This is a genomic window from Sorangium sp. So ce385, assembly GCF_051474135.1.
Classification (GTDB): Bacteria; Myxococcota_A; Polyangia; order Polyangiales; family Polyangiaceae; genus Sorangium; species Sorangium cellulosum_D.
Window position 1 is genome coordinate 9,614,711 of the sequence record NZ_CP150337.1, and the last position, 12,116, is coordinate 9,626,826.

Sequence of the window (12,116 nt, forward strand, 5' to 3'; positions counted from 1 at the left end):
TTGAGGCCGGTACAGTTCGCCGAACGGGCAACTGTGCTGGTCCTCACGCCGGCCGGCTGTACCGGTACCGCAGCGCCCGCCCGGTTGTACAATCGTCTCCGTGCAGGCGCAGGCGCCCATCGAAGCCGAGGACGAGGCCCACCTCTACGATCGCGTCGCCGCCCACATCGCCGATCTGATCGCGCGCGGCACGCTGCGGCCCGGCGACCGGATCCCGTCGGTGCGGCGGCTCAGCCGGCAGCAGGGGGTCAGCGTCGCGACCGTGCTCCAGGCGTACCTGCAGCTCGAGAACCGGGGGCTCATCGAGGCGCGCCCGCAGTCGGGTCACTACGTCCGCGCCCGCCGGGTCTCGGCGCTCCCCGAGCCGCGGGCCGCGCGCGCCTGCACCACCGCCACGCGCGTCAGCGTGAAGAGCCTCGTCTCCAAGGTCTACCGGGCCTGCCGGGACCCGCACATCGTCCCGTTCGGCGCGGCGTGCCCGAGCCCCGATCTCCTGCCGACCGACAAGCTGAACCGGATCCTCAGCGCGATCGCGCGGAGCGCGGGCGGCGCCGGCGTCTCGTACGATCCGCCGCCCGGCCTGCCGGCGCTGCGGCGGCAGATCGCCCGGCGCTCGGTCGAGTGGGGCGTCGCGCTCTCGGCCGACGACATCGTGACCACGGTCGGCGCCATGGAGGCGCTCCACCTCTGCCTGCGCGCGGTCGCGCGCCGCGGCGACACGGTCGCGCTGGAGTCGCCGGCGTACTACGGGCTCCTCCAGCTCATCGAGAGCCTCGGCATCAAGGCGCTCGAGGTCCCGTCGCACCCCCGCACGGGCATGGACCTCGACGTCCTCGAGGAGATGCTGGGCCGCCACCGCATCAAGGCGTGCCTCGCGATCCCGAACTTCAACAACCCGCTCGGCAGCGCCATGCCCGACGAGGCGAAGGAGCGGCTCGTCGCGATGCTCGCGCGCCGCGAGGTGCCGCTCATCGAGGACGACATCTACGGCGACCTGCATTTCGGCGACGTGCGCCCCCGCCCGGCCAAGGCGTTCGATCGCAAGGGGCTCGTGATGCTCTGCTCGTCGTTCTCGAAGACGATGGCGCCGGGCTACCGGGTCGGCTGGACGGCCCCCGGCCGCTTCCTCGACGAGGTCGAGCAGCTCAAGTTCGGGCAGAGCGTGGCGTGCGCGACCTTGCCGCAGATGGCGATCGCCGAGTTCCTCGAGATCGGCGGGTACGAGCACCACCTGCGCACGCTCCGGCGCCGCCTCGCCGCCCAGGTCGCGCGCATGAGCGAGGCGATCGCCGAGCATTTCCCCCCCGGCACCCGCGTCTCGCGCCCCGCCGGCGGCTTCGTGCTCTGGGTCGAGCTGCCGCCCGGCGCGAGCGCGCTCGACGTGCACGAGCGCGCGCTCGAGCACGGCATCAGCGTCGCGCCGGGGCCGATCTTCTCGGCCAAGCACCGGTTCTCGAACTACATCCGGGTGAACTGCGGCTACCCGTTCACCGATCTCATCGAGCACGCGGTCCGGACGCTCGGTCGGCTCTGCGCGGAGGCGGCCGAGGGGTGATCCGCGGCGGCGCCCGGGGCGCGGGCCCGCTCGCGGCGGCGGCGGCGCGGCCGACGGCGCTGACGGGCGCGCCCTGGCTGCCGTACCCGCCCTGGCTGCCGTACCCGCCCTGAAGTAGAACCTCGTCGCTCGCCACGAGCGCCCCGACGAGCCCACGACCTTGCGTCCCCGACACCCCGCGCCCCTTCGTTCGCCCGCGCCCCCGTCCTCCGCGCGCCGTGCCTCCGAGCCCGCGTGCGCGGGCCGCGCCTCGACCACCCCGCGCGCGCCCCGCCCGTCGCGCGCCCGTGCGGCCTGGACGCTCGCCGCCCTGCTCTCGGCCGTGCCCGCCTGCCGCGCCGGCGCGCCCGGCGAGGCGGCCGCGCCGGCGCCCGAGGCGCTGCGCCCGCTCCCGGATCGCATCGACGGCAGCACCCTGCTCGGCAGGGACGCGCGGCGCGCCGCCGAGGCCGGCGCGGGCCCGCTCCGGGTGATCGGCGCGGACATGGCGTCCGACGGCGATCGGCTCGGCGCCTTCGTCGAGGTGCCCGCCGGCGAGTGCATGCTCGCGATGGCGCGCGTCTCGCCGACGATCGGCGACGTCGACCTGTTCGCCTTCGAGGACGACGGCAGCGCCTTCTCCACGGACGAGGCGGCCGACGCGCGCGCCTCCATCCTCGTCTGCCCCCCGCACCCGCGGCGGCTCTACGTCATGGCGCGCGTCATGTCGGGCGCCGGGGCGGTCAGCGTCGGCGTGCAGGGCGTCCCGGTCAAGGCGGCCGACGCGGTCGCCCGCGCCGTCGGCGCGCGCGGCCGGACCGGCGACGAGAGCGGGCGGCTCGAGTCGTGGCCTGGCCTCGAGGCGAAGGTCCGCGCGCACCGCGGCGCCGTCGGCGCGCGCTGGGAGGACGTGCGGCGCGTCGCGCTGCCCGTCGGCTCGAGGACCGCGAGCCGCATCGGGGCCACCCTCGACGGCGGCCGCTGCATCGACGTGCTCGTCTCGCCGAGCGACGAGGTCGCCTCGCTCGAGGTCGTCGCCGAGGACGAGACCGGCAGGATCGTCGCGCGCGCCCGCGAGCGGGGCCAGGATCGCGTGCTGCTCCTCTGCGCGACGGTCTCGATCGAGCTCTCGATCGCGGTCCGCTCGCGCGGCACCCAGGGCCTCGTGGCCGTGGTCGTCGGCCGCTCCCAGCCGGGCGCCGAGGCGGAGATCTCCGGGGCCGTGCCGATCGAGCGGGTGACCGAGAGCCGCGATCTCGCCGAGGTGCGGGCGGACCACGGCCGCGCGCTCGCCGGCCGGGGCTACGGCGCGCCGCGCGTGTCGACCGGGGCCGCGCGGCTCGGCAGCCGGACGACGCTCCCGATCGAGCTGCCGGCCGGCTGCGCCCGGATCGACGTGCTCGCCGGCAGGCCGCTCGCCGACGTGCTCGCCGAGCTGTGGAGCGACGCGCACGCCCTCCTCGGCCGCGCCCGGGGCGGCGCGCGGGCGACGCTCTTCGCCTGCGGGAGCGGCGGCCCCGCCCGGATCGACGTCGAGTCGATGGCGCAGCCCGGCCCGTTCGCGGTGGAGGTCCGCAAGGAGCCCAAGGCCCCGCCGGCGCTCGTCGCGCACCCGCTCGCCGCCGCGAGGCTGCTCGGGCGCATGAGCGCCGGCGGCCTCGCCGACGCCGCGGCGGCCGCCGGGGCGCAGGCGGTGGCGCTCGACGCCTCGCGCCTCAAGATCCTCCCGCTGCAGATCCCGGCGAACACGTGCGCCGAGGTGATCGCGGCGCTCGACGCCGGGGGCGCCGGCGTGGATCTGCGCCTGGTCGACACCTCGACCGGGGAGAGCTCGCTCGCCCGTGCGCGCCACGTCGTGTCCGACAGCCGCTGCGCCGGCGCGTCGCCCGTCCCCGCGTCGATCGAGCTCAGGCTCGCCGACGGCAAGGGGGAGGCGCTCGTGCTGACCCGCACCTCGGCCCGATCGCCGTCGCCCTGAGGACGGCGGACGGCGGCGCGGCGCGCCGCTCCCCCGGAGGCTTGACAGCCGAGACGCTGGAACCCTCAGATACCTCCGAGAGGCCCTTTCGATGTCGTCGGGTCGCTTCGCCATCGCCACGCACGCGCTCGCGCTGCTCGCGCAGACCGAGGAGAGCTGCGCGAGCGACGCGCTGTCCGCGAGCATCAACACGAACCCGGCGTTCCTGCGGCGCATCCTCGCGCGGCTGTCGCAGGCCGGGCTCATCGAGGCGCGGGAAGGCCGCGCCGGCGGCTACCGGCTGGCGCGGCCGGCGAAGAAGATCCGGCTGAGCGAGGTGTACGCCGCCGTGGAGCCGGAGGGCGCCATCGCGCCGAGCCCGTGCGAGCCGAACGCGAGGTGCCCGATCGGGGCGGGCATCCAGCGCGCGTTCGACGAGGTCGCCGAGGCGGCCAACGAAGGGCTGCTGCGCGGCCTCGCGCAGAAGACCGTCGCCGACATCGCGCTGCGGGCGCAGCACCTCGGCCGCCCGGCCCCGGCGCCGGTCAAGGCCGGCTGATCGCGCCCGGCCCGGTCCCGCGCGGCGGCCTCCCCTCCCCTGGCGGAAACTGAAACCGTGCCTATAACAGTTCATGCGAGCGTGGCCGTCGAGACCGGGCCGGCGTCGAGCCGGCGATCGCGGCCAGGGGCGCTCGCCTCCGAGTGAACTGAAAGGACAGCGCCATGGGCAGCAGCAACGTCATCGAAGTCAACGACCTGAATTTCGCTCAAGAGGTCCTGGAGACCGATACACCGGTGCTCGTGGACTTCTCCGCGTCCTGGTGCGGCCCCTGCAAGCGTCTCGCGCCGATCGTCGATGAGATCGCGGCCGAGACGGCGGGTCAGGTGAAGGTGGTCAAGCTCGACATCGACGAGTCGCCCGCGGCCACGAAGCGCTTCGGGATCCGCGGCGTCCCCACCGTCGTCGCCTTCCAGAACGGCGAGGCCCTCGGGCGGCACGTCGGCCTCGCGAACAAGAAGACGCTGCTCGGGCTCGTCGGGCGCTGACGCCATCCGCTCGCCGAGCGCGCCGCGCCGGCGCCGCACCGCAGGTCGACCGCGCATCGTCCGCGTCGTGATGCTCCCCACACACGACGCGGACGCCGCCGCGGCGCCGTGCGCGGGCGCCCGACATCGACCTTCATCTCGCGCGGGCTGCGCGCTTTCACCCGATCCGCGCGCGTGGTGCGCGGCGCAGCACGGCTCGTCCGTTGTCTTCCACGGACGCAGCACCCCGTTGACATCACCACCCGATACGAGATCCTTTCGCCAAGGAAGCCCAGCATTCCGCGGCGGTGCTCGCGGCCGTCCGTCGAGGCCGTCCGGGGTCGCCACGCGGGGCCCTGCCGGTGTGGGGTGTTGCTGGCACGGCGCGACTGGCCTGGCTTCCCGAAGGCCATGGCTCTGTTCGACGACGACTTCGAGACGCTCGAGCAGCTCCCCGAGATGCGAAAATCTCGCGGAAAGGGCGGGGATTCGCTCGGCCAGACGCCGACGCCGGTGAACCCCGGCCGCGCCCGGGCGGAGCTCACGGACCTCACGAGCGACGGCCCGCGCTACGAGGTGCGCTCGCTGCTCGGCGTCGGCGGGATGGGGGAGGTCCACTTCTGCAGGGACCGCCGCATCGGCCGCGACGTGGCCATGAAGGTCATCCGCGCGGAGCACCAGGGCGACACGACGCTCCGCCACCGGTTCCTGCGCGAGGCCCGGGTGCAGGGCCAGCTCGAGCACCCCTCGATCGTGCCGGTCTACGACCTCGGCGTGGACGCCAAGGGCTCGGCGTACTTCACGATGAAGCGCCTCCGGGGCCTCACGCTGGCGAGGATCCTGAACGAGCTCCGCGAGGGCGACGCGACGGCGCTGCAGAGCTTCTCGCGCCGCAAGCTGCTGACGGCGTTCTCGTCCGTCTGCATCGCCGTGGACTTCGCGCACTCGCGCGGCGTGCTCCACCGCGACCTCAAGCCCGCCAACATCATGCTCGGCGACTTCGGCGAGGTGTACCTGCTCGACTGGGGCGTCGCGAAGCTCATCGACACGCCGTACCAGACCATCGACATGGGGGAGGACCCCATGAGCACGAGGACCATCCCGGGCGACGTGCTCGGGACCCTCGGGTACATGTCGCCGGAGCAGGCGCAGGGGTGCGTCGACACGCTCGACGCGCGCAGCGACGTGTACTCGCTCGGGGCCATCCTCTTCGAGCTCCTCACGCTCAAGCCGCTGCACCCGAAGAAGGATCGCAACGAGATGCTCGACTCGCTCCTGCACGGCGCGGACGCGCGGGCGTCGGTGCGCGCGCCCGAGCGGGAGGTGCCGCCGGAGCTCGACGCCATCTGCGTGCGGGCGACCCGGCGCGAGCCGTCCGAGCGCTACCCGACCGCGCGCGCGCTCTACGAGGCGGTCGAGCGCTTCCTCGACGGCGACAAGGACGTGGAGCTCCGCCGCGACCTGGCGGCGCGGCACGCGGGCCTGGCCGAGGAGAAGGTGGAGAAGGCGCTCGCCGGCGGCAAGGAGGCGGAGAGCGCCCGCAAGACGCTGCTCAGCGAGGTCGGCCAGGCGCTCGCGCTCGATCCGTCGAACGAGCGCGCCCTGGAGACGCTCCGGCGCATCCTGACCGAGCCGCCGCGCGAGATGCCGCAGGAGGTGCTCGCCGAGCTCGACGCGGCCGCGGCGGCGCGGCATCGGCTGCAGCTGCACGCGGGCATCCGCGCCGAGCTGCTCGCGACGGCGATCGCGACGCTGGTGGCCGCGGTGTGGCTGGGCATCCGCGAGTGGCAGGTCTTCGGCTTCATCCTGGGCTTCACGGCCCTGGCGGCGCTGATGAAGTTCATCGCGGCGCGCCTTGTCCACCGCCGGTCCGCGGAGTGGTACGCCTACGCCGGGTTCGTCTTCAACGTGCTCAGCTTCCTGTGCATCGGTCGCGGCTTCGGCCCGCTGCTCTTCATGCCGATGCTCCTCGTGATCTTCACGTACGGCAACTCGTTCACGTACCGGACGGCCTACCGCGTGGCCGTCGTCGTGACCGGCTGCGTCGCCGTGCTGGCCGCCGCGTGGATCGAGTACTCGGGCCTCCTGCCGCGCTCGTACGAGTTCACCGGCGGCGCGATGGTCATCCTGCCCCAGGCCGTCGAGCACTCGAAGGTCCCGACGATCACGGCGCTGACGCTGACCACCCTGTTCATGCTGGTCGTGCCGGCGTTCATGATGGGCCAGCACCAGCACGCGCTCCGGGACGCGGAGCGGCGCGCGTTCCTGCAGGCGTGGCAGCTCCGCCAGCTCCTGCCGGAGCGGGCCCAGCCGGGCGCCGTGGCCAGCCCCGCGTCCGCGCACACCACGCAGCGCCGGAGGCGCCCGCGCCCGGCCGAGTGACCGCCGCGTCAGTCCATGGGCCAGACCGAGAGGACCCAGACGGGCGAGCCGCCGCGCGCGGACACGCGGAGGGCGGCGCTCTCCTCGATGTCGGAGCAGAAGGCCACGCCGGCGCCCTCGCCGCCCTCGCCGGCGTCGTCGCGCGCGGCGCGGTCGCCCACCTCGACGGAGATCCGGAGCGCGCGCATCTCGCCCCGGACCAGCGCCGCCGCCGCGAAATAGCAGCGGCCCGGCTCGACCTGGACGGGGACGAGCGTGTCGCCCTGCGCGCCGACGGCCTCGGCGATCGCCTGCGCGCGCGGCGCGGGCGCGTGGCGGCGCTTCAGCGCGGCGGCCAGGTTGCCCCGGGCGCGCGCGCCGAAGTACCCCGGCACGTGCGGGGGCGTCGGCCACTGCGCGTCGGACAGCACCACCTTGACCGGGCCCGCGGCGCCGAGGAACGGCACCTCGACGACCCCGGTCTCCCCGAGGCAGAAGTCGAGCCGCGCGTCGGGCGCGTCGGACCGGTCGCGATCGAGCAGCCGCCCCGTGCCCGCCTCGCGCGCCTCGGCGTCCAGATCGGTCGCGCGGCGCACCGTGGCGCTCGGGACCTCGGCCATCAGGTCGAGCCGGTGACAGCCCTCGGGGAGCTTGACCGAGAACTGCCCGGTCCCGACCGTCGAGGCGCGCATGTCGAGCGGCGCGACGCGCGGCGCCCCCTCGGCGCGCGCCCGGCGCGCGGCGCGCGCGACGCGGGCGTCGAGCGGCCCCGGCTCGGCCGGCCGCCCCGGGTCGCCGCGCGGCGCGACGGGCCCTGACACGCGCTCCGGCAGGATCGACTCGAGCCGCTCCGGCGGCCCGCTCGACGCCGCGACCACGACCTCGAAGGCGCCGCGCGGCGACAGCACCTCGAGCGCCACGCGGCGCAGCGTCTCGCGCGCCTCCCCGCACCGGACGATGGCCGCGGCCCCGGCGACGCTGTGGATGCGGCGCTCGTCCTCGGGATCCTGGCCGCGCAGCCGGTGCACGAGGCCCTCGAGGGCCGACAGCTCGCCCGAGGACGACTCCGGCTCCAGCGTGAAGTCCACGATGCGCGGCGCGAGGAACGCGACGGTGAGGCACTCCTCCGCCTTCGGTCCGGCCGCGCCGCTCGCGCCGGCCGCGCCGCTCGCGCCGGCCGCGCCGGCCGCGCCGGCCGCGCCGCTCGCGCCAGCTGAGCCGGCCGCGCCGGCCGCGCCGGCCACGGCGGCCGCGCCGGCCGGCGGCGGGTCGATCGCCAGCACCCGGAGACGACCGTGCTCGAGGAAGATGGGGGGGAGCCGCGCGACGCGCGCGCCCGAGAGCGACCACATCCGCGCGACGCGCGCGGCGTCGTCGCTGAGGTCCGCGCGCGCCGGCGCTCCCACGGTGAGGCCGGCGAGCGCGGTCAGGGCCGCGAGGGCCGCGCCGCGCGCGGCGCCGGCGGCAGCGCGGCGGCCCCGCTCGACGAGACCGCGCGCCGCCGCCATCAGGCCGGAACGGCTACGACGACTTGCGCATCGCCTCGATGAGGATGCGCGCGACCTCCGGACGGGAGAACTCCGGCGGCGGCAGCTCGCCGCGCTGGAGCAGCTCGCGCACCTTCGTGCCCGACAGGTTGACCTGCGTCGACGCGTCGCCCGGCGCCGTCTTCGCGGTGGCCATCGCTCCGACCACCGTCGAGTAGAACGCGTTCTCGAAGTTGAGCGTCGTGATGCCGAGCTCTCCGGGGCTGAAGGCATTGAAGATCTCCTGCGCGTCGTAGGTACCGTAGTAGCTTCCGACGCCGGCGTGGTCGCGCCCCACGATGAAGTGCGAGCAGCCGTAGTTCTTGCGCGCGAGCGCGTGGAAGATCGCCTCGCGCGGGCCCGCGTAGCGCATCGCCGCCGGGTAGATCGAGAGCAGCACGCGGTCCTTCACATAGTACTTCGCGATGAGCTCCTCGTAGCAGCGCATCCGCACGTCCGCCGGGATGTCGTCCGACTTCGTCGCGCCGACGAGCGGGTGGATCATCAGCCCGTCGCAGATCTCCAGCGCCGTCTTGGTGATGTACTCGTGCGCCCGGTGGATCGGGTTGCGCGTCTGGAAGCCGACGATGCGGCGCCACCCCTTCTCGGCGAAATACGCCCGCGTCACCGCCGGGCCCCGGTCGTACGCCGGGAACGGCGACTCGATCGGCCGCTCCAGCACGCGGATCTCGCCGCCGACGTACACGGGGCCCGTGCCCATCAGGTAGGCGACGCCCGGGTGCTTCGTCTCGGTCGTCCGGAACACCTCCTGCGCCTCGAGCTCCTTGTTCGGCCGCCACTTGTCGCTCAGCTCGATGACCGCCACGATGCGGCCGTCGCGCGCGCGGAGCGCGGCCTCGGACCCGACGCGGAGCCCCTCGGCCGCCTGCTCCGAGACGGCGAGCGTGATCGGCATCGACCAGGGCAGGCCGTTCTCGAGGCGCATCTCGCGCACCACCCGCAGGTAGTCCTTCGAGTTCATGAAGCCGCGGAGCGGCGAGAACGCGCCGATCGCGATCATCTCGACGTCGCTCTCGGTCCGCTCGTCGAGCTCGATGACCGGCAGCCCCTTCGCCCGCTCGGCGAGCGACGCCTTCTCCGCGCCCTCGGCCCACCGGTTCACGAGCTCGCCGCCGTGCGGCGCGATGAGCCCGCGGGCGCCGGCCGCCGCCGCCCCCGCGGCGGCAGCGCCGGACACCGCGACCGCGGCGCCGCGGCGCGGGATGTACCCGAGCTCCTCGAGCTTGGCGAGGATCTTGGCGAGGCCCTCCTCCTTGGTCTCCTTGTCGGTGTAGACGACCACCTCGGGGTTCTCGGGCGCCTCGTACGGGTCGTCGATGCCCGTGAAGTTCTTGATCTCGCCCGCGAGCGCCTTCTTGTAGAGCCCCTTCGCGTCGCGCTCGGCCAGCACCGGGATCGGACAGGAGCAGTACACCTCGACGAAGCGCAGGTTCTGCGCCCGCTGCTCGTCGCGGATCGCCTTGTAGGGGCTGATGGCGGCGGTCATCGCGCACGCGCCCGACCGGGCGATGAGCTTCGCCACGTATCCGATCCGCCGGATGTTCGTATCGCGGTCCTCCTTCGAGAACCCGAGGCCCTTCGAGAGGTTCGTGCGCACCTCGTCGCCGTCGAGCACCTCGACGTGGACGGAGCGGGCGCGGAGCTCGGCCGAAAGCATCGCCGCGAGCGTGCTCTTGCCGGCGCCGCTCAACCCGGTGAACCAGACAACAAAACCTGACATTTAGGCAACTCCTTCGATGATCAAGTGACAACTGCGGAATCGGCCTCTCTGGGCCTCGGGAGCGGACCCCTGCAAGGGGGTGCGGGCAGCGCGAGGACGGCGGACGCGCCCCGGCGCGATGAGCTCAGTCGATGACGGAGAACGTCGACGCGACGAACGCGGCGCCGTCCCAGACGAAGAGGCGGTGCTCGGCGATGCGGGGCTCGCCCCCGTCGCCGGCCCCGCCGCGCACGCTGGTGACGAGGAACGCGAGCGGGAACGCCGGCCCGGGCCCCATCACGATCGCTCCCCCCTCCTCGGCCGGCGGCTCGCCGCCGCTCATCATGGCGGCGTCGGTCGGGCTGAAGTAGGCGCCGGCGTCGAGGTGCGAGTGATAGAGCACCTTCACGGGGCGACCCGCCGCGGCCCCCTTCTCGACGGCGTCGGAGAAGCGCTTGCCGTTGAAGTCGAAGAACGTCCGCGCCGTCCGGAAGTACCGCTCCGGATCGACGGCGTGGAGCTTGTTCGCGATGTTCTCCATCCGGACGTGCTCGTCGCAGAGCAGCGGCTCGCCCGCGGGCCCCTTCAGGTACCCGCAGGCCTCCTCGTCGCGCGCATACCCGGCGAGCGCCTCGGCCTCGACCGCCTTGAGGACGTCCGCCTTGAGGACGACCCCGCCGGCCGTCCACGGGTGAGACATCACCATACGTAACGCTTCTCCCATTTCATGGGCGCAAAATAGCGGTCGCCCCGGTCCGGGACAATCGCCACCACGCACCCTCCCTGCTGTTCGCGGTGCAGGCGCTTCGCCACCTCGAAGGCCGCGAAGACGGCCGCGCCGCCCGAGTGCCCGACGTGCAGCGCCTCCTCGCGCGCGAGCCGATCGGACATGTCCCAGCCCTCCTCCGTCGTGATCCGCATCGTCTCGTGGTACGCGCCCGCGTCGTGGATGGCGGGCACGAGCGAGCTCGGGAGGTGCTTGAGCCCCTCGAGCCCGTGGAGCGCGTCCGCGGGCTCCACCGCGATGCAGCGGATCGGCCGGTGGTGCTCCCGGAGCCGCCGGCTCGTGCCGACGATGGTGCCGCTCGTGCCGACCCCGGCCACGAAGTGCGTGATCCGGTCGCCGACCGCCTCGAGGATCTCCCGCGCGGTGCCGTGGTAGTGGGCGAGCGGGTTGTCCTCGTTCGAGTACTGGTCCGGGTAGAAGTACCGCTCCGGGTCCTTCTCGACCAGGGCGCGCACGTGGCGGATCGCGCCGTCGGAGCCCTCCATCGGGTCGCTGAAGATGAGCTCCGTGCCGAACGCGCGCGCGATGTCCTTGCGCGCCTTGGACACGTTCGACGGCATGACGAGCGCCACCTTGAAGCCCATCGCCGCGCCGAAGATCGAGTAGGCGACGCCGGTGTTGCCGCTCGTCGAGTCGATGAGCGTCTTCTGGCTGGTGAGGCGCCCGTCGGCCGCCGCGCGGCTCATCATCCGCAGCGCGGCGCGGTCCTTCACCGAGCCGCCCGGGTTCGTGAACTCGAGCTTCGCGTACACCTCGACCGACGGCGCGTCGCGGCCGATGCGCGACAGGCGCACGAGCGGCGTGTCGCCCACGGCGTCGACGACCGACGCGATCCGGCGGGAGCGGGCGAGGGAGAGCCTCATGACGGCTCGCCCTCCGCCGCGCCGCCCTGCCCCGCCCCAGCGCCCCGGCCGAGCGCGGCCCGCATCTCGGCGAGGGCCGCCCGCGCCCCGGCGAGCACCGCCCGCGCGGCGGGCGACGCGACGAGGTCCGCGGGCGCGAGCGCGTCGACGTCGAGCGCGCCCTCCGCGAGCGCGCCGAAGCCGGCCCCGCGCGCGTAGCGCTCCGCCACCTCGCGCGCGAGCGGCGGCGCGCCATCGCCGCTGCCGCCGAGCACGCGCGCCGTCGCCGCCCCGAGCCTCGCCTGTCCCTCTGGACCGATCTCCGCGAGCAGCACCTGGCGGAGATAGCGCGGGTCGTCCACC

The 12,116-nt window shown here is 74.4% G+C and carries 10 protein-coding genes; 5 read left to right on the forward strand and 5 right to left on the reverse strand.

Annotated features, from left to right (window positions below; all coding sequences use genetic code 11):
- Nucleotides 1-100 precede the first annotated feature (100 nt).
- The 5 genes from WME83_RS35000 to WME83_RS35020 all read left to right on the forward strand — a co-directional run bounded on the left by WME83_RS35000 (nt 101) and on the right by WME83_RS35020 (nt 6,899).
- On the forward strand, nt 101-1,555 hold the full coding sequence (locus WME83_RS35000; RefSeq protein ID WP_437314047.1) for a PLP-dependent aminotransferase family protein: 1,455 nt from the start codon (nt 101-103) through the stop codon (nt 1,553-1,555).
- Nucleotides 1,556-1,877: 322 nt separating this feature from the next.
- Entirely contained in the window at nt 1,878-3,512 is a 1,635-nt protein-coding gene (locus WME83_RS35005; protein ID WP_437314048.1) for a hypothetical protein, read from the forward strand.
- Between the two features lie 91 nt (nt 3,513-3,603).
- A complete protein-coding gene (locus WME83_RS35010; RefSeq protein ID WP_437314049.1) occupies nt 3,604-4,050 on the forward strand; it encodes an Rrf2 family transcriptional regulator in 447 nt (148 codons plus the stop codon).
- Nucleotides 4,051-4,214: 164 nt separating this feature from the next.
- Nucleotides 4,215-4,538: a thioredoxin gene (gene trxA, locus WME83_RS35015; protein WP_437314050.1), complete on the forward strand. Its 324-nt coding sequence runs from the start codon at nt 4,215-4,217 to the stop codon at nt 4,536-4,538.
- 390 nt (nt 4,539-4,928) lie between these two features.
- Nucleotides 4,929-6,899 (forward strand): serine/threonine protein kinase, encoded by a 1,971-nt coding sequence (locus WME83_RS35020; protein WP_437314051.1) that lies wholly within the window; start codon nt 4,929-4,931, stop codon nt 6,897-6,899.
- An 8-nt stretch (nt 6,900-6,907) separates the two neighbouring features.
- Here the strand turns inward: WME83_RS35020 and WME83_RS35025 are convergent, their stop codons facing one another.
- The 5 genes from WME83_RS35025 to WME83_RS35045 all read right to left on the reverse strand — a co-directional run bounded on the left by WME83_RS35025 (nt 6,908) and on the right by WME83_RS35045 (nt 12,115).
- Nucleotides 6,908-8,386, reverse strand: a complete 1,479-nt coding sequence (locus tag WME83_RS35025) for a hypothetical protein (protein WP_437314052.1) — start codon at nt 8,384-8,386, stop codon at nt 6,908-6,910.
- Between the two features lie 13 nt (nt 8,387-8,399).
- Complete coding sequence (gene sat / locus WME83_RS35030; RefSeq protein WP_437314053.1) at nt 8,400-10,145, reverse strand: sulfate adenylyltransferase; 1,746 nt, start codon at nt 10,143-10,145, stop codon at nt 8,400-8,402.
- 124 nt (nt 10,146-10,269) lie between these two features.
- Nucleotides 10,270-10,830 carry a Mov34/MPN/PAD-1 family protein gene (locus WME83_RS35035; RefSeq protein WP_437314054.1) on the reverse strand — a complete coding sequence of 187 codons (561 nt, stop codon included), beginning with the start codon at nt 10,828-10,830 and terminating at the stop codon, nt 10,270-10,272.
- Nucleotides 10,824-11,774, reverse strand: a complete 951-nt coding sequence (locus tag WME83_RS35040) for a PLP-dependent cysteine synthase family protein (RefSeq protein WP_437314055.1) — start codon at nt 11,772-11,774, stop codon at nt 10,824-10,826. The genes WME83_RS35035 and WME83_RS35040 overlap by 7 nt, the downstream gene beginning before the upstream one ends.
- Nucleotides 11,771-12,115 carry a hypothetical protein gene (locus WME83_RS35045; RefSeq protein WP_437314056.1) on the reverse strand — a complete coding sequence of 115 codons (345 nt, stop codon included), beginning with the start codon at nt 12,113-12,115 and terminating at the stop codon, nt 11,771-11,773. Before WME83_RS35045 ends, WME83_RS35040 begins: the two co-directional genes overlap by 4 nt.
- Between the last annotated feature and the right edge of the window lies 1 nt (nt 12,116).